General features: G+C 58.3%; 15 protein-coding genes. 6 read left to right on the top strand and 9 right to left on the bottom strand.

Annotation, left to right across the window (positions count from 1 at the left end):
• Positions 1–56: 56 nt before the first annotated feature.
• On the top strand, positions 57–785 hold the full coding sequence (locus DQW50_RS08690; RefSeq protein ID WP_112078892.1) for a DUF429 domain-containing protein: 729 nt from the start codon (positions 57–59) through the stop codon (positions 783–785).
• A gap of 23 nt (positions 786–808) precedes the next feature.
• Here the strand turns inward: DQW50_RS08690 and DQW50_RS08685 are convergent, their stop codons facing one another.
• The 4 genes from DQW50_RS08685 to DQW50_RS08670 are packed head-to-tail and all read right to left on the bottom strand — an operon-like array spanning position 809 to position 7,306.
• Positions 809–1,531 carry a M48 family metallopeptidase gene (locus DQW50_RS08685; RefSeq protein ID WP_112078891.1) on the bottom strand — a complete coding sequence of 241 codons (723 nt, stop codon included), beginning with the start codon at positions 1,529–1,531 and terminating at the stop codon, positions 809–811.
• Positions 1,524–4,493: a type I restriction endonuclease subunit R gene (locus tag DQW50_RS08680; RefSeq protein ID WP_112078890.1), complete on the bottom strand. Its 2,970-nt coding sequence runs from the start codon at positions 4,491–4,493 to the stop codon at positions 1,524–1,526. The genes DQW50_RS08685 and DQW50_RS08680 overlap by 8 nt, the downstream gene beginning before the upstream one ends.
• The gene (locus tag DQW50_RS08675; protein WP_112078889.1) at positions 4,486–5,808 is read right to left on the bottom strand and encodes a restriction endonuclease subunit S; all 1,323 of its coding nucleotides are present in this window, start codon (positions 5,806–5,808) and stop codon (positions 4,486–4,488) included. Before DQW50_RS08675 ends, DQW50_RS08680 begins: the two co-directional genes overlap by 8 nt.
• The gene (locus DQW50_RS08670; protein ID WP_112078888.1) at positions 5,801–7,306 is read right to left on the bottom strand and encodes a class I SAM-dependent DNA methyltransferase; all 1,506 of its coding nucleotides are present in this window, start codon (positions 7,304–7,306) and stop codon (positions 5,801–5,803) included. Before DQW50_RS08670 ends, DQW50_RS08675 begins: the two co-directional genes overlap by 8 nt.
• A 165-nt stretch (positions 7,307–7,471) precedes the next feature.
• Here DQW50_RS08670 and DQW50_RS17595 point away from each other — a divergent pair, with 165 nt between their 5' ends.
• Positions 7,472–8,413, top strand: a complete 942-nt coding sequence (locus tag DQW50_RS17595; RefSeq protein WP_127341322.1) for a hypothetical protein — start codon at positions 7,472–7,474, stop codon at positions 8,411–8,413.
• A gap of 11 nt (positions 8,414–8,424) precedes the next feature.
• On the opposite strand, the gene DQW50_RS08665 is transcribed toward DQW50_RS17595, so the two are convergent.
• From DQW50_RS08665 to DQW50_RS08655, 3 genes are all read right to left on the bottom strand, one after another.
• The gene (locus tag DQW50_RS08665; RefSeq protein WP_112078887.1) at positions 8,425–9,507 is read right to left on the bottom strand and encodes a type I restriction endonuclease; all 1,083 of its coding nucleotides are present in this window, start codon (positions 9,505–9,507) and stop codon (positions 8,425–8,427) included.
• 427 nt (positions 9,508–9,934) lie between these two features.
• On the bottom strand, positions 9,935–10,393 hold the full coding sequence (locus DQW50_RS08660) for a PaaI family thioesterase (protein WP_112078886.1): 459 nt from the start codon (positions 10,391–10,393) through the stop codon (positions 9,935–9,937).
• A 164-nt stretch (positions 10,394–10,557) separates the two neighbouring features.
• A complete protein-coding gene (locus DQW50_RS08655; protein WP_112078885.1) occupies positions 10,558–11,724 on the bottom strand; it encodes an NAD-binding protein in 1,167 nt (388 codons plus the stop codon).
• A 119-nt stretch (positions 11,725–11,843) separates the two neighbouring features.
• Here DQW50_RS08655 and DQW50_RS08650 point away from each other — a divergent pair, with 119 nt between their 5' ends.
• From DQW50_RS08650 to DQW50_RS08635, 4 genes are all read left to right on the top strand, one after another.
• Entirely contained in the window at positions 11,844–13,139 is a 1,296-nt protein-coding gene (locus DQW50_RS08650) for a potassium channel family protein (protein ID WP_112078884.1), read from the top strand.
• On the top strand, positions 13,136–14,530 hold the full coding sequence (locus DQW50_RS08645; protein ID WP_241964379.1) for a cation:proton antiporter regulatory subunit: 1,395 nt from the start codon (positions 13,136–13,138) through the stop codon (positions 14,528–14,530). Before DQW50_RS08650 ends, DQW50_RS08645 begins: the two co-directional genes overlap by 4 nt.
• Positions 14,531–14,555: 25 nt before the next feature.
• Positions 14,556–14,828, top strand: a complete 273-nt coding sequence (locus DQW50_RS08640) for a ubiquitin-like small modifier protein 1 (protein ID WP_112078883.1) — start codon at positions 14,556–14,558, stop codon at positions 14,826–14,828.
• A gap of 110 nt (positions 14,829–14,938) precedes the next feature.
• Positions 14,939–16,024, top strand: a complete 1,086-nt coding sequence (locus DQW50_RS08635; RefSeq protein WP_112078882.1) for a deoxyhypusine synthase — start codon at positions 14,939–14,941, stop codon at positions 16,022–16,024.
• Between the two features lie 110 nt (positions 16,025–16,134).
• On the opposite strand, the gene DQW50_RS08630 is transcribed toward DQW50_RS08635, so the two are convergent.
• Positions 16,135–16,311, bottom strand: a complete 177-nt coding sequence (locus DQW50_RS08630; RefSeq protein WP_112078881.1) for a 50S ribosomal protein L37e — start codon at positions 16,309–16,311, stop codon at positions 16,135–16,137.
• The gene (locus tag DQW50_RS08625; protein WP_112078880.1) at positions 16,308–16,550 is read right to left on the bottom strand and encodes an LSM domain-containing protein; all 243 of its coding nucleotides are present in this window, start codon (positions 16,548–16,550) and stop codon (positions 16,308–16,310) included. The genes DQW50_RS08630 and DQW50_RS08625 overlap by 4 nt, the downstream gene beginning before the upstream one ends.
• Positions 16,551–16,758 lie beyond the last annotated feature (208 nt).

The raw sequence follows: 16,758 nt of genomic DNA, 5'->3' as shown, positions 1-16,758 counted from the left end.
TAGACACACCTTCAGCAAGCAGACGCCTCAACTAACCGGCTTTGTGATGTACTGATATTGGACTTGATTGGGCTGGTAACGGATGGCTTGGAATTATTCTACGAGACGATGGCAGTCATGACTTCGACCTGTTCCCGTCAATTCTCAGTGTCTGGAACAATCACAAGAACGCAGAGCGAATTCTCATCGATATTCCAATTGGGCTGAGTGAAAACGGGAAGCGAGCCTGTGATGAACGTGCGGCAGAGTTCCTCAAACCGATCCGGAACAATAGCGTTTTTTCAACTCCTGTTCGTGGGGCGGTCTACGCTAAGACGCTCACGGAGGCGAAAGAGATCAACGAGGAGTTCGGATTCAGTATCTCTAATCAAGCTTGGTCGATCTGCCTTCGTATTCGTGAAGTAGATGAGCTGTTCGATGAATTTAGCGAAGCCACCGGAAGAGTACGAGAATCTCACCCTGAAGTCTGTTTTGCGGCGCTCCATGGATCTCCGATGGAACATAAAAAGAGTACTGAGGAAGGACTTCGCGAGCGCAAGGAAGTTCTCTTTGCGAAAGACGAATCGCTTGAATCGCTCTATGAAGATGTGATTGAGACGTTTGTTGAACCACCATCTTGGGCACGACGCGTTAGCAAGAATGGAAAAGATGACGTGCTTGATTCACTGGTCTTAGCTTACACTGCTCAACTACTTGACAAAGAACAAACCACGCTTCCAGAAGATCCAGAGAAGGATCGGTCGAAGATGGAGCCACTCCCAATCGAGATTGTCAAGCCAAAGTGATTGTCCTCAGACTACGCTACTATCTACAAGTCATCTGTTGAAAAGATGAGAGACGTACTGTTCTCCTCTAACCACTTAGCATGTTCCGTGTACTCAGGATCGTGTTCTGCGACCAGGGACCAAAACTCGTCAGTATGATTCTGTTCACGGAGATGGGCCAGCTCGTGAACAACGACGTAATCGACAATATCTGAAGGTGCCATCATCAACCTCCAATTCAAACCGAGAGTCCCGGTAGTGGAACAGGATCCCCATTTCGTCCGTTGATTTCTGACCTCGATCTTGTCGTACTCGACTCGCATCTCCTCGGCGAAGTGATTGGCCCGCTTCTCAAAGAGTTCCCGAGCTTTCCGCCGATAAAGTGTCTCCAAAGCCCGCTTGATAGAAGTCTGTTCGACGTGGTGCTTTGCCAGCCGAAATTCGTCCTCGACTATCTGTGAAGACGGTCGTTGCTCCACGACGATCTCGTGCTGTTCTCCGAAATGCGGAAATCGTTCTCCCGGTTCGAATTCCCGATCGGGGATTTGCTCACGGTAGGCGTCGTATTTCCGCTTCTTTTCCAGAACCCACACGGCCTCCTCCATGAGAAGCTCCTCGGGGTCCGTGGTGGAGTCCTCTGGAAGAACGACCCGAACCCCGTGTATATCTACATCTATTCGTGGTTGCGTTGCCTCGTCGCTATGGCGGACTTCGTAGGCGACGTTCTCCCGTTGAAGTGTGACCTTCCGAGGTGCCGTTTCAGGCATGATAATTGTTCACGAGGTAATTCCGGATCGCGTCTACGAGTGGGTCATCGATCAGGTCGGGCCGGTTGTACTCAAGCGCGACTACGTCAAGGATCAGTTTCTCCACATCTTGTTCGGTCGCATTGTTCGTTTCCCATCCCGGATACGCACGGTCAACCCGGTCCTCAAACAGATCGACAATGGAGTTTGCTATGTCGGCGGCCTTCCCTCGTTCAAATTTCTCGTCCAATTCTTCGCGTAGATGAGTCTCAATAGCGTATTTGGCACGTTCGTCGGCGTCATCACCAGCTTCTTTCTCAACTTCAAGGACTTCCTCCTCAACTGATTTGAGTGCCTCAACCGCTTCCGGATCAGCCACGTCACCCCCCTGCCAGCGTTCGACTATCTCAGTTACGCGCTCACTCAAACGCTGGTAGCGTGGATTCTGACCCGTTCTCGGATGGAGGTGATCTTGAGTAGCATGGGCGATTTGGGAGGCCTTGACCCCCGGATTGTCCAGCTCTTCTACGTCTTCGAGGAACTCCTCTCCGAGCTTATAGGTGGGAAAGTCGTCGCGGATCTCACCCACATCTACGTTTTCGTTGATTATCTGGCGTGTCTTCTCCCGCATATCGTCTTCGGGGGCTTCCTTCCCCGAGGTCGTCCGTTCAAAGGCCACCTGAATACGGCTTAACCACTTGTACTGATCCTGAATCCCTTCCTCGATCAGCCGACCGTCGGGGGCGACGGATTCGTAGAGGTTCTGGAGCCGGCGGAAACCCTGTTTGAATTCGCGACGTTCCGGGTGCTTGCTGATCCGGGAGACGGCGGCGTTGGTAGCTTCTTGGGAGTCGTCTTTCGGGATCCCGTCGAAAATGTCCATAACCGTCTCCAACTGGTCAACGAGATCGTCGAATAGCTCTTCCTCGTCACGGGCCGCGTATGCCTTCGTCTCGGCGTCGTAGTCGAGGGCGTCGTCAATGTTCTCGAACACACCTTGGAAATCGACAATCTCCCCGTTCTGTTTCCCATCTGCCGGCCGATTTGTTCGGGCGATCGCTTGGAGGAGATTGTGGTCTTTCAGGTTCCGGTCTAAGTACATTGTCTTCAGGATCGGTGCGTCAAAGCCCGTTAGAAGCATATTGTGAACGACGAGAAGGCTCGGATCCTCGTCGGGTTCCTTGAAGCTTTCAACGATACTGTCGCGCTCCTCGGGGTCCGTGTGGAACTTCCGAATGAGGTCGGGATCGTCATTGGTGGATGTATAGAGGACTTCGACGGCGTCCTCTCCCCGACGCTCTCTCAAGCGTTCTCCGTACATGGCGGCTGACCGCCGACTCGGGGTAACGACCATTCCCTTCCAGCCGTTGGGAGCGACCTTCTCCTGATAATGGTCGTCTATCTCTTCGACGGCCCGATCAACCCGAGGTTCGAGTTCGGCCATAGTCCGGCTGGTGACGTTTTTACTGATGAACTCTCGCTTCTCCTCGGTCGTCATCCCACGGAACTCGTGTTCGAACTTCTCGTCAAGGGCGTCCTCGGATACCTTCCACTCCATTTCGTGCCGGAGGGTGAAGTAGACCGGGAGAATGAGGCCGTCTTCGATCCCTTGTTTGACCGAATACCGATGGAGATAGTCTTCGCCTTCGGGACTGAACTCGGTGAACGTGTTCCGGTCCTTCTCTCGTTCCCCTTCCCGCACGGGAGTTCCGGTGAAACCGAAGTGCGAACTGTTGGGGAGTGCGGCATCAAGACGGCTTCCGAGATCGGCCTCCATGAACCGATGGGCCTCGTCGGACATGACGATCACCTCGTCGTTGCCTTGGGTGTCCGGCTCGACGTCTTGGAATTTCTGAATAGTCGTGAGAACGAGTTGGCTACTCCCCTCCTCGATCAGTTCTTGGAGGTGATCGATGGATTTGGCCTCTGTCCATTGGGCCAGCGAGAGGTTCGAAAGCTGGTCCCGCATTTGGCTGTTGAGCTTGTCCGTATCGACGATGATGAAGACTTGTGGGTTGCGGGCGACCTCACTTCGAGAGAGAAGATTCTCGGCCGCATAGAGCATCGTGAACGACTTCCCCGAGCCTTGAGTGTGCCAGATGAGTCCCCGGTCGTGGACCCCGTCACGGACCCTGTCGAGGATCCTGTTGACGGCGTAGTATTGGGTGTATCTCGGGATGATCTTGGCGTCCCCGCCGGGCCGCTTCTCGAAGAAGACGAAGTTCTTGAGAACGTCCACGAGGGTCGCCGGATTACACAGGGCTTGGACGGCCTGTTTCATCTGGTTGTCCTCGTCGGCGTACTGTTCGGGAGCCTCGTTCCACAGCTCGTAGAACTCGTCAGGGGCACCTACAGAGCCGTACCGGAACTCCATGGTGTCGGCGGCGACGTTGAACAGTCCGGGTATGAACATCCGGGGAACGTCCTCCTCGTACTGGTGAAGGTCGCTGATAGCGTCGTAGTAGTCGTTGTCTTGAGCGACCGACTTGAGTTCCATCGTGACAAGCGGGATCCCGTTGGCGAAGAGAGTCACGTCCGGGCGAATGGTTGCTCCTCGGGAGACAGAGAACTGATTGACAGCGTGGAATCGGTTTGATTCTAAGAAGTCGTCCGGGTCGAAATCGATCAGGTCAACGTAGATCGTGTCGTTGCCGCCGCGGGCGTTCTCGATTCCAAATGTCTTGCCTTTAGTAAGCAGTTCATGGAAGTTCTGATTGCCTTCCAGTAGGTTCTCGTAGTCAAGCTCGCGACGGAGTGAATTGAGGAATCGATCGGCGTTGTCCTCCGTGATTTCGTCGTTGAGGTCGATTATTTGCTCTTTCAGTAGGTTCCAGTAAATGACCTCGTTACTCCGGCGATCGTACTTTCCATCAAGAACATTCGCGCCTCGGCTTCCGTCTTGTCCGTGTACTTCCCAACCGACGGCGTCAAGCCACGAGAGGAGGGACCGTTCGACGCCGCCTTCGTTGGGGACGCTAACCATGTTGGGTGATTTTGTCGGGCACCTCTATGTTAGTGTCGGTCATTCTGATATTCCCAGAGAGAAGATCCTGTTGGATGCCTCGTTTGAGACGTTTGTACTGCTGTATCTCCTTCTTTAGTGCCTTCTCTTGCTCATCAAATTGCCACATAATCGAGGCTATTTCATCTTGTTCAGTAGGACTTGGTACAGCGACTTTCAGATCAAGGAGATCGCTGGTTGCTACTCCCGAAATGCTGGTTTCTGTTACAATACGGTCGATTGAACGGGAACCTACGGGACTATCGAAATACTGTGTATAGAATCGAGGATTTGCTCTTTCTGACAACCGAACGCGAATCAGTGAAGACTCAAAAACAGTTAATTCGTCAAGTTCGGGAACATAGCAACAATCACCAGCCGCAGACACTTCTTGAGCGCGCCGGGCAAATATCAGGTCGCCTTTTTTTAGCCCGTACTTTTCATTTTCTTCGTTAGTCAATTCCAGCCTGTCCGCAGAGGACATATCAAGAGTACGCTTCTCAAGAGCGTTACCCATCTTGGCAATCGGGTATCCTTCGCCGTATGCGTCCTTCGATTTGTAAAGACCGTTGCGATTAGAATTAACGATTTCTGAAAACGGTACTACGTCCCAATCTTCGGGAATTTCACCGAGCCACGTATCCTTTGTGTTCCCTTGGGAGATTCCGTTACGGAACAAGTCTTGCGCTATTCCGGCCCTTACCCGCTCCACCTGTTCCCGCATTTCTACGGTCTTCTCAATCGCCCGGTCAACCGTGTAGAGTACGGTAGCGATCTTGCGCTGTTCAGGGAGTGATGGAGAAGGTATCTTGACCTTCCTCAGCATACTCTGAGTTAACTTAGAACGTGTACTACCCGATACATAGGGGACTAAATTGCGGTGTTCAAGAGAATAAAAAAGATAATCTGTTACAACACCATCTCTTGCCTCCAAGATATGGGCGTGATTGTTCACCCAAGACTTGCCAGAAATACGGTAGGCAATAGGGCGCTCTTGATACTCCTCAAAATGCCCCCCGTCTTCTGCGAGAAGTATGAGTTCTGAGTCAAAAATATATTCGTCAATATAGTCCAGAACACCATTTGCTCCATAATAAGGTATATTACCCGGCTTTTTTTCTTCCCTCTCTTGCGAATTGAGTGGAATACGTTCGCTATCGCGTATTTTAGCACATGTTGTAATGGCTTTTTTATCCCACTCAGATGGGAACGTTCCAAATCCTGTGATCTGATGTTTCCCGTCATTCTCTTCACTATCCACGTCGGTAAATTCGTCCAACGTCGCCTCCTCACTCATAGTTTAGCGCCTCCATATGTTCATTCATCGTCGCCTCTATCTCGCCGCGTTCGGCCTGTAAATCGCGCAACTTCGCCAATTCCTCTTCTACGTTAATGTCTCCCTCTGGCTCGGTCGTATCGACGTACAGAGCGATATTGAGATTGTAGTCGTTCTCCCGAATCTCATCCAACGGGACAGTTCGACTCACTCGTTCTTCGGATGTCCACCCACGGAAATTCTCAACGATGTGGTCCAGCCCCTCCTCGGTCAGTTCGTTCTGGTTAGAGAGTTCCTTGTAGAAGTCCTCATCAGCGGCGTGGATGAACTGGATCTCGTTCTCCCGTTCCTCTGTTTTGTCCGTATTCAACACAAGAACAGCCGATGGGATCGAGTTGTTCTGGAACAGGTTTTGGGGGAGACCGACAATCGTCTCCACCATGTCGTTCTCCAACATTGCCTTTCGATACCGTGACTCGTGTTTCCGGAACAGAACACCATGAGGAATAACGATCGCCGCCTTCCCCCCATGTCCATCCTTGTCGGGGAGCTTCAGTTGCTTCGCGATGTGCTGAATGAATGCGTAGTCGCCACGGTCCGCTCGGGGGAGCTTCTCGTGCCAGTCGAATCGATTGTAGGGGTCGTCCTGTAGCTCATCTTTCGCCCAATCCGCCGAGAAGGGGAAGTTGGCGAGAACCCGATCGAACCGCGTTAGCTCGTTTTCATCCTCGTTGGTGAACGCTGGTTTCGAGAGAGAGTCCTCCCGTTCGATGGTCCCATTCAGCCCGTGAATGGAGAGGTTCATCTTCGCGATCGCGGCAATGTCCGGGTTGATCTCTTGCCCGGTGAACCGAAGCTTCTCAGGGTCGCCACCTTGCTCCTCACGGTAGTAGCGGGCCGCCTCAATGAGCATTCCCCCGGATCCGACCGTTGGGTCGTGGAACGTTTGACCGTCCTCAAAGTCGTCTACGAGCCGCACACAGAGGTTGACGATATGTGGGGGCGTGAAGAACTGACCGCCTGATTTCCCTTCTTCTTCAGCGAACTGACGGACGAGGTCCATGTACGCCTCGCCGAGCATATCCGGCGGGATACTGTCCCTGTCGAGGTCGTGTGTCGAGAGGTGTTCAACCAGTTTCCCAAGGCGATCGTCGTCAAGGGCGTCGGCGTCTATGTAGTTGGCTCGAAAGACGCCTTGTAGCTCGGGGTTCGCGTCGGTGACGGCGTCGAAGGCCTCGTTCAGAGCTTGGTCAACGTTGTCGCTGACGCTTCGGAGGTCGTTCCACAGGTAGCCTTCGGGAACAACGGGAACGTCGTAGAGCTTCGGGCGTCGGGCGAGGTCTTCGTCACCGTACTTCTCAACGTTCTTCTTGTATTGCTTCTCGTACTCGTCGGAAATCGCCTTGTAGTAGACGAGCGGGAGAATGAACTCTTTGTAGTCAGTCGGATCGACGGCGTCGCGGATTATATCGGCACATTTGAAGAGGTGAGAATCGAGGTCGGGGAGTGACAGCGACATAGAGGAGTAGTATATTCAGGGGGTCATATCTCCTGTGGTGTTGTTGGGTTTTAAAATAGTGTGTAATATGATATATTGATTACTGAGATACAATTATGCTAATATACAAACAAATCATAAGTTATCTTAAATATGATTTAAGTTCTACATCTCTTAATGAGTAACGTGAACACTATAGAACACTTACAATTGACATGGGAAGGAGATGGAATTAAAACAGATGATAACTACCGACGACGGCTCCCCGAACGTACTTGGGAGGACACTGCTGACGTTCTTTTTCATAAATCAGCTATAGAACTTTGCGAGGAAATCAGTCCCCACACTTTGAAAGAAAAATATGCGGAGATCGTGGAGACAGAGATTGAACCAATCAAGGAGGTTCTCCCTGTTCCGGAGGGTAATATTAGAATAGGAAATGTGTCCTCGAATCGACGGAGCCGTGTCTATTATAACAGAGGAGAAACAGTGATTGTTCCCTCTCATCATTTTAATGGTGTTGTTCATCTGGTTTCAAATAACAAAAATGCGGCCAGAGATCTGCGTGGAAAGTTAGTAACTGAATTAGAAAAGAAGGCAGAACAATATCACGGTATTGGTGTTGAAGAAGTGGATATATATACCGGAGAGGGCTTCACTCTACAAAATATTGAGCATGAAAATGCGGATCTTTCATTAGAACGTAAAGAAGCAGGAGAATTCGAAGAACAAATACTGGCTGAATTGAAGCCATTATCAGAATCTTTTGTTGGAAACTTAGTGGTTGATTTCATCGATTATTCTCCAAACCCGGAATTCGATGTTATATATCCCATTAATCCTCATCAATTTGTACAGATAGAAATCAAAGATTATTCTGGAACGAACGATGAACCCGGTGAAAAAGAGGCGATTCAAAATCCACTACGAAGAGCAAGCTTATTGGATATTGTTCAAACGATTACAGTAGTTAGAGGTGTTGGTGAAGATCGACTCTCAGAACTCAAGAATCATTCTGAATTACGAAATCAGATCGATATTATAGAAAAACATGAGGTGGAAGAGACAATAAAGCCACTGCTGGAACAATCTGTTCAGAACCCACCCTATTTGATGAGATCCCGGTAATCTATAGAGATCTACCATTTACAGTTGAATACTATACTAATCTTACACCTCTCAACCAACCGGTTTAGTTCTCTCTGTTTTTGTCCAGAGCTAAGATTGACTTCAAGATAATATCCTCCAGCAAGTTCCCGTGGTTGCTTCATCTCCTTCCCTTCAAAACTAATCTCATCGTGGATGATGGGGCGGGTCCGCCCCGGAATGTACGGAAGTGGCTCAAGTTCCGAGATGAGGTTATGATTTCTAACGAGATAATCCACAGCCTCAATGAACACGTCGGCCTGTTGCGACGCGCTGAACTCGGCAAGCTCGTTCTCCCCATCAAAGAACGTGATCTGATAAGCCCCGCTGGAATCCGTCTGATCTTTCTTAACTACAGCTTGAGATGATTCTTCTAAACCGTCTCGGTCGGGTGAGTCCCCGTCACTATTGATTTCGTTCTCAATATCACCGATCAGACGGTCAATCATCTCCTTTGCTTGGGACTCCGCCAGAGGAGTGATCTTCCCCGAAACCCGTTCAGAGAACAGTTCCGCAACTTCCGTCGCTAAATCCTCTTTCTCTCTCTCAAGTGTCGTGCGTGCTTCTCGGAGTTCCTTGATTCGGTTGAGAATCTTCTCCCACTCGTTGTTCTGGATCGCGTCTTTGGTGAAGGCCCTTAGTGTCGTAACTCTCTCAGGAAGACTCTGGAGGCCCGTTCTTCCGAGTGTATTCACGTTGACTTTAGTGTCAATCACTTCCCGACGATAGAACTCGTATTTCTCTCCGTTCGTGAGGATACCCAAGTTCACGTCTTCGTTCTTGAGATAGGCTTCTAACTGTTTTCTATGCTTGTCCGTAAGCGTCGTGTCTACGCCTTTAGCTTCAAGAAAGGCAACGGGAGTACCGTCCAGAATGAGAGCGTAATCAACCTTGTAGGTCTTCCCGAAGGCTTCTACAGAGTATTCCAGTTGGGTGTTATCGGGGATCGTCCAGTCGAGAAGGTCGAGAAAGTCACGTAGAACGGCGGCTTTCGTGTTGGCCTCATCCATTTGTGGGGCCGCCTCAATAGTCGCTTGCGCGTGATCGACGTAGTCTTTCACAGCGTCCTCATTCATAGATGATTGAGGGTTCAGACGGTTATCATATCAATGTACCCGGTGATTGCCACAATTTGGCTGTTTTTGATACGTACTGAGCCATTCGCCTAAGCGCTCATGGTGCGATTTTTGTACAGAGACTGGCCGTCGATTACGGAGTCTGTCTAAAGGTACTACTATTTGAGTTATTCTTTTTCATCCGGCATCTGTTTTTAAGAAAGGAAGTGTTTAGCCCGGCCCATCGATCCCGTATCTTTATATTATCCAATAATGAATACTTGGAGTAGAAGGCTGGAATCAGGTGATTTCGGGGGGAAATTCCGCGAAGCGGGGCTACCGGTTTTCAAGACCGGCGCAATGGGCCACTCTGCCATCCCACCTCGAGTTCACGTGTCGTGGTCCCCCGACTAAGGGGTGTCGGTGTGGGGCGATCCCGCCGGGCCGTTCACCGGAAGAGCCGGAACGACCCCTGACCGACGACGACCTCCGAGGAACCGTTCTCGGTCGTGCTCGTCACCGACATCTCGCTGACGCCGATGGAGCCGCCCGACCGGACGACCGTCGCCTCCGCCTCGAGGTCGCCGTTCGCGGGCCGGAGGTAGTTCGTGTTGAGGTTCACCGTCGCCACGTCGCCCGAGAGCGGCTCCTCGAACGCGGTCCGCTGGGCGAGCCCGCCCGCCGTGTCGATCAGCGTCGCCGCGACGCCGCCGTGGATCGTCCGCCCGTCGGCGTTCGTCAGTTTCGGATCGAACGGGATCGACAGCACCATTCGCCCGCGCTCGACGACGTCGACCGACGTGTTCAGCCACGAGAGATACCCGTGCTCCTCCTCGATCCGGCGTTCGATGAGCGACACCGCCTCCGCGGTCAGCGGCTCCATCTCCGAGACGTCCTCTCCGTCCATGTTCCAGCGTCGCTGGCGACCCGCTTGTATCCCGGGGATCCCCGCGACCGACACGTGAAGTCGTTGGAACGACCCGTGAAGTCGTTGGAACGACCGGAGTGCGTTCGTGGTGTTGCCAGGAGCCTACGGAACCGAATCGCCCCGACCCGAACCGGACCCGACCGCTACTCCGCTCCGGAGTCGAACGCGTCGTCGAGGGCGCCCTCGATCCCCTCGTCGCCGGTCCCGAACGCGCAGTCGATGAGGATGTGCCCGCCGAGCGTCGTCGGGGAGATCACCTGGTCCGCGCCGGCACGTCGGAGCTTGTCGATGTTCTCCCGCTGGGTCGCGGCCGCGACGATCCGGACGTCCGGGTTGAGCTGGCGGGCGGTGAGGATCGCGAGCGCGTCGCGAGCGTCGTCCTCGGTCGCGACAACGACGGCACGGGTGTCCTCGATGCGGGCACGGTGAAGCGGCTCCACGTCGCTCGGGTCCGCGGTGAGCACCGGTATCGACCGCTCGTCGAGCCGCCGCGCGGCGGCCTCGTCGGTCGTCACCACGGCGTATTCGATGCCGTCCCGCTCCGCGAGTTCTTCGAGTACCGGTTCCGTCAGGTCCCCGTATCCCAACACGAGGACGTGGCCGTCGAGGAGGTCGAACTGTTTCTCTGTCATCTTTCCGAGTGCTTTGGAGAGCTGTGCCTCGATCGCGGGCGTGAGGAGGACGCCGAGGGCGACCGCGAACGCGGCGACGTTCATCACGAGCGCGGAGAGCACGAACAGCTTGGCGATCCCCGTGTCGGGGGTCACGTCGCCGTAGCCGACAGTCGAGGCGGTGACGACGGTGAAGTAGAACGCGTCGACGATCGTATCGACGCCGCCGAACTCGTCGCGGAGCGCGTAGGAACCGACGGTCCCGTACGAGATGGCGGCCGCGAGCGCCGCCCCGGCCGCGAGCTGTGTCGGCGAGGGGGTGAACTCCCGGTCGAACCGTCCCCGGTTGATCACGAGCGCCGGGACGGAGACGACGGAAAGCCCGACGAGCGGCAGCGAGAACACCGACACCTGTAACAACCCCTGGATCGCGGTCAGCGGGAGCAGGATCGCGGTGGAGTGCCAGCCGATGCGGTACCCGCGCCTGAGCGCGAACCCGCTCCCGAGCATCGCGAAGCCGGTGATCGTCCCGGTGAACCCGACGATACGCCGAACGAGGTCCGGAATGTACGGAGAGAGCGGTCCCTGAACGCTGAAGCCGCTGATGTGTAACAGGCCGACGACGATGGAGAGCAACGCCACCGCGAACGTCAGGAACACCGAGGCCCGAACCGAGACCCACTCACGGTTCCACCCCATAGACACCCGGTAGCCGACACCGGACTTAAACCCCCCGTGGACGACACCCAGCTCGGGACCGTTTCGCGGACGGGGGGTGATGGCGGTACTGGTTTAACCTCGCCGGATATGATCCGGATATGGCGCTCCCGGTCGAGATCCTGTTCGGCATCTACCTCGGCGTCCTCACGGGGATAATCCCCGCGTTGGTCGCGGGAGTATTGGGGTTCATTTTCAAGTACTTCACCGGGGTGACGATCCCCGGTCTCGGTGTCGTGGCACTCGCGCTGGCGATCGCGGGCGTGAACGGCGGACTGCTCGCGTTGAACGACCAGACGATCCGTAGCTCCGAGCGTGCGCCGGCGATCCTCACGGCGATCCTCGTCGTCCTGATGCTCTCGCTGTACGCTCACGCGCAAGGGGACAAACTCGGTGCGAACGTCCCCAAGCGCGTCTCCTTCCGGAAGCTCCGTGAACGCACGCTCTCGACGGACGTCGTCGAGCTCGTCGGCGGACGCGGCCAGGTGCGCGTCACCGTCGCCGGTGAGGTGGGCGACATGGAGGGGTATCCGCCGTTGCCGACCGAGACGCGTCGGGCGATCGCCGACGGCGAGTGGACGTTCCCCGCGGACGTGCCGCTCGCCGAGCTGGAGACGCGGTTCGCCGAACGGCTGAAGACGGAGCTCGAACTCGTCGACGTCAGCGTCCGGATCGACGAGGAGGCACGCGCGACGGTGACGGCCGCCCCGCCGACCGGCGGCCTCTCGAAGCGCGTTCCGAAGGGCAAACGGGCCGTCTCGGTCCCGGCGCTCGTCCCGACCGGACTCGCACGCGGGGACGTGGTCAGGGTCGTCACGGCCGACCTCACGGTCGAGGGGACGCTCCTGGCGGCCAGATCCGGCGGGAAGCCCGTCGGGGGAGGCGATGCCGGTACAACGGATACAGCGGCGGGGGGCGATCCCTCGGAGGCGGAGCCACGCGCCGAGGGCGGCCGGCCGGACGATCCCCGGACCGACGGCGGCGAGCCGGCGTCACCCCTCGAGTCGCCCCCGAAGACGGGGACCACGACCGGCGGCGAGGGTCGCGTGACCGTCGCCGTCGACCGGTCCGAGGCGGCTCCGTTGTTGCGCGCCGGACGCGGGCGGATACTCGTGTGCTCGCGCGGGACGCGCCGGGAGTTCGAACTGACGACGTTGTTGCGCCGGGCGGGCAAGCGGTTCCGGAAGGTGACGGTCGTCGCCGGCGGCGCGCTCGACGGTCACACCATCGGCGAGGTCGGCGTCCGGGAGGCGTACGACGTCGCGGTGCTGGCGGCGCGTCACGACGCGAAGTGGACCGTCGCCCCGGGCGGGACCCAGTCGCTGTCGTCGGGCGACGAACTGTTCGTCGTCGGCACGCGTGACGCGCTCGACCGCTTCGGGGAGGTGGCGTCGTGACGGCGACCGTCGCCGGTGTCCCACGGCCGGTGGCGACCGCGAGCGGTGCGGGGTTCGGCGACCCGCGCGCGGCGGCGGTCACCCTCGTCACGTTCGCCGTCCTCGCCGTGGTCGTCTCGGCGTCGGGCGCGCTCGTCTACCGGTGGTACTTCCGGTCGGAGATACCGGAGGGCGTCGCGGTCCTGCTCGGCGTCTCGATCGTCGCGTTGTACCTCAACACGACGTCGCTCGGGGCGCTCGTCAGTACGGAGACGGCCGAGCTGCTCACCGTCGAGGCCGTCGTGTTCAACGTGGCCGCGCTCGCGCTCTCGGCCGTCGTCTCGCCGGTGGGCAGGTACGGGGGCGACCGGCTCGCCGTCGACGTCTTCGCGCTGTCGGGGGTGAAAGGCATCGAGGGCGAGATGAGCCGGTTCGTCAGGAGCGTGGGCCGGATGACTCCGGTGACCCTGCCGGCCGCCGACGCTATCGAGGACATGGACACCTACGAACCGGTCTCCTCGGAGAAGAAGACAGAGATGGCCGGTCGGACGCTGATATTCGCTCGCGACCTCACCGTCGAGCAACTCCGCGAACGCCTCGTCGAACGCGTGAAGACGGACTACGGCGTCGGCTACGTCGACGTCGACGTCGGCAAGGACGGAACGCTCGAGTACTTCGCGGTCGGCTCGCGAGCGACCGGGATCGGCCCGACGCTCGCGCCCGGTCGCGCCGCGGTCGCACTCTCCGCCGATCCGCCGAACAACGCGACGGCCGGGGACATGGTCCAGATCTGGCGGACGACACCCGACCCACAACGGATCGCGACCGGCGAGCTTCGGGGCGTCGCCGGCGACGTCGTCACGGTCGCGCTCGACGAGTCGGACGCGGAGGCGCTCCCGGTCGAGGGCGGCTACCGGCTGGTGACGCTGCCCGCGGAGCCGCAGGCCGACCGCGAGTTCGCCTCCCTGCTTCGGAACGCGGACGAGACGATGGCGACGGTGACCGTCGAGGACGGGAGCGACCTCGTCGGCACGACCGTCGGCGAGGTGAGCGCGGTCGTCGCCGCGGTCCGCCCCGCCGACGGCGCTATCCAGCCGATCCCCCGGCGAGCGTACGCGTTCGCGGGCGGCGACACGGCGTTTCTGGTGGGACGCCCCGACGCGATCCGCCGGTTCGAGTCGGCCGCGAAACGCGTCGAGGGTGGCGGGAACGACGGTGATTCCGGCCCCGCCGTCGATCCGGGAGCGTCGACCGGCGTCGGGGGTTCGGCCGACGCCGGGGAGGGAGTCGACACCGGTGACGCGGTGGACGCCGGAGGTGCGGTGAACGGGGGAGACGTGGCGGGCGACGCGGACGGCTCGACGGACGGGGACGCGGACGGCTCGACGGACGGGGACGTGACACAACGCTAATGACACAGCCCCGCGGGGATCGGGTATGGAGTGGAAGTTGTTCGCGGATCTCGCGGAGATCGCCGGCGACCGCGTCGTCGCGGTCGACGTCGAACCGGGTGACACGGTCGGGGACGCGCTCGGTGCCTTACTCGAGGCACGCCCGGAGCTTCGCGAGCGCGTCCTCGACGACGGCGACGTGGCGGACCACATCAATGTGCTCCGCAACGGTAGCAACGTCCATCACGAGGACGGGATGGAGACGGGACTCGACGCTGGCGACGAGCTCGCGCTGTTCCCGCCGGTGAGCGGCGGATAGGCGGACTCCCGACGGCTGTCCGCCGACGGCCGTCCGTCGGCAGTTTGTCCGCCCGTGCTGTTGGCGGAGCGATCGGTCGTTTCAAACGGTCGCACGCCGGAGTGGCGGACATGAGCGACGACCACGAGGAGGGTGACACGGCGGACCAAGCCGGGGGCACAGCGGACCGCGAGGAGGGTGACCCGGCGGACTCCGACGGTCACCTCCACCGCAAGGAGTTCGGCGAGGATCCCGTCGGACACGCGCGCGTCGGCGCGGGGATGACCGTCGGCGAACTCCTCGAGACGTACGGCGAGGCGGGGATCGGCGCGGCCGACGTCCACGAGGCGGGCGACGTGCTCGCGGAGATGTTCGGGAACGACGACTGTACCGTCTTCTGCTCGCTCGCGGGCGCGATGGTTCCCGCGGGGATGCGCCGGATCGTCTCGGAGCTGATCCGCGACGGCTACGTCGACGCGCTGGTGACGACGGGCGCGAACCTCACCCACGACACGATCGAGGCGATCGGGGGAAAACACCACCACGGTCGCGTCCACGACCCCGAAAAGACGCCCCGTGAACACGACGAGACCCTTCGCGAGGAGGGCGTCGACCGCATCTACAACGTGTATCTCCCCCAGGAGCACTTCGCCGAGTTCGAGGGGCACCTCCGCGAGGAGGTGTTCCCGGCGCTCGACGGTGAGGGATCGATCCCGATAGCGGAGCTGTGTGCGGAGTTGGGTCGGGCGAACGCCGAGGTGAACGAACGCGAGGCCGTCGCCGAGGACGCCGGCGTCGCCGCCGCCGCCTACGAGTCGGACGTCCCCGTCTACTGTCCGGCCGTTCAGGACTCCGTGTTGGGCCTCCAGGCGTGGATGTACGCCCAGACGGCCGACTTCACGCTCGACGCGCTGGCCGACATGACCGAACTGACCGACCTCGCGTTCGACGCCGACGACGCGGGCTGTCTACTCGTCGGCGGCGGGGTCCCGAAGAACTTCACGCTCCAGACGATGCTCGTCACCCCCCGAGCGTACGACTACGCGGTCCAGGTCACGATGGACCCGCCGTCGACCGGCGGGCTCTCGGGGGCGACGTTGGACGAGGCTCGCTCGTGGGGGAAGTTGGAGACGGACGCGCGCAACGCCTCCGTCTACGGGGACGCGACCGTGATCCTGCCGCTTCTCGTCGCCGCGGCTCGCGAGCGGGTCGAGTGACTCGGGGAACGGGGATGATCGGGACGTGGGGCTAGGAGCGATCGAGACGCGGAGCTAGGAGCGATCGGGAACGGCGGCGGTCGAGGGACGGAACGGAGAAGGGACCGTCGTCAGTTGTCGCCGGCCTTCGACTGCCAGGCGTAGTCGCGACGCTTCGCGGACTTCCCGAAGCCGCACGAGGAGCAACGCTCCTTCGTGCGGTGGTAGGACTTCTCGCCACAGCGGCGACACTTCACGTGAACCGTCTTGTTCTTCTTCCCTTGAGAGGGCGTACCGGAGCCGGTCATGCTTTGATGGAAACGACGTTATCGCCGCGTATAATCGTTGTGTCTTCGATCGCGACCGCGAACTCCCCGTCGATATCGCCGTCGACACGGTCGCTTACGCCCGCTTCGGGTTCGATGACGACGTTCATGTGCTGGTCGTAGCCGGCCAGGATCCCGTAGTAGGTCGTCCCGTCCTTGAGGTGTACCGTCACGGGGTCCTCGAGCGACGCTTCGAGCACGTCGAGGGGTCGTCCACTCATTGTCCCTACCGCCTCCCCTCGCACTATTAAAAATACCGGGAGGCGAACGCCTTCAACGGGACACGGGGAGACGTGAGACGTGAGACGTGAGACGTGTTCCACGTGTGGCGCGTTCGCCCCATTCGTGCGGCGCGTTCGCGCTACATGTCCGACCTCGCCGTTCCCGCAGTGTGCCGTCGACCGGCCTCGCCGTTCCCGCAGTGTGCCG

The organism is Halorubrum sp. 48-1-W (genome assembly GCF_003287355.1).
Classification (GTDB): Archaea; Halobacteriota; Halobacteria; order Halobacteriales; family Haloferacaceae; genus Halorubrum.
The sequence above is the reverse complement of the archived record's forward strand: the minus strand, read 5'-3'. Positions and strand labels throughout refer to the sequence as shown.

Excerpts from the sequence above, each read along its gene's own strand:
- DQW50_RS08635 (WP_112078882.1), top strand. The coding sequence starts at position 14,939 with ATGAGCGACGACCACGAGGAGGGTGACACGGCGGACCAAGCCGGGGGC.
- DQW50_RS08630 (WP_112078881.1), bottom strand. The coding sequence starts at position 16,311 with ATGACCGGCTCCGGTACGCCCTCTCAAGGGAAGAAGAACAAGACGGTT.
- DQW50_RS08670 (WP_112078888.1), bottom strand. The coding sequence starts at position 7,306 with ATGTCGCTGTCACTCCCCGACCTCGATTCTCACCTCTTCAAATGTGCC.
- DQW50_RS08685 (WP_112078891.1), bottom strand. The coding sequence starts at position 1,531 with ATGCCTGAAACGGCACCTCGGAAGGTCACACTTCAACGGGAGAACGTC.
- DQW50_RS08680 (WP_112078890.1), bottom strand. The coding sequence starts at position 4,493 with ATGGTTAGCGTCCCCAACGAAGGCGGCGTCGAACGGTCCCTCCTCTCG.
- DQW50_RS08655 (WP_112078885.1), bottom strand. The coding sequence starts at position 11,724 with ATGGGGTGGAACCGTGAGTGGGTCTCGGTTCGGGCCTCGGTGTTCCTG.
- DQW50_RS08660 (WP_112078886.1), bottom strand. The coding sequence starts at position 10,393 with ATGGACGGAGAGGACGTCTCGGAGATGGAGCCGCTGACCGCGGAGGCG.
- DQW50_RS08640 (WP_112078883.1), top strand. The coding sequence starts at position 14,556 with ATGGAGTGGAAGTTGTTCGCGGATCTCGCGGAGATCGCCGGCGACCGC.
- DQW50_RS08625 (WP_112078880.1), bottom strand. The coding sequence starts at position 16,550 with ATGAGTGGACGACCCCTCGACGTGCTCGAAGCGTCGCTCGAGGACCCC.
- DQW50_RS08675 (WP_112078889.1), bottom strand. The coding sequence starts at position 5,808 with ATGAGTGAGGAGGCGACGTTGGACGAATTTACCGACGTGGATAGTGAA.
- DQW50_RS08650 (WP_112078884.1), top strand. The coding sequence starts at position 11,844 with ATGGCGCTCCCGGTCGAGATCCTGTTCGGCATCTACCTCGGCGTCCTC.
- DQW50_RS08665 (WP_112078887.1), bottom strand. The coding sequence starts at position 9,507 with ATGAATGAGGACGCTGTGAAAGACTACGTCGATCACGCGCAAGCGACT.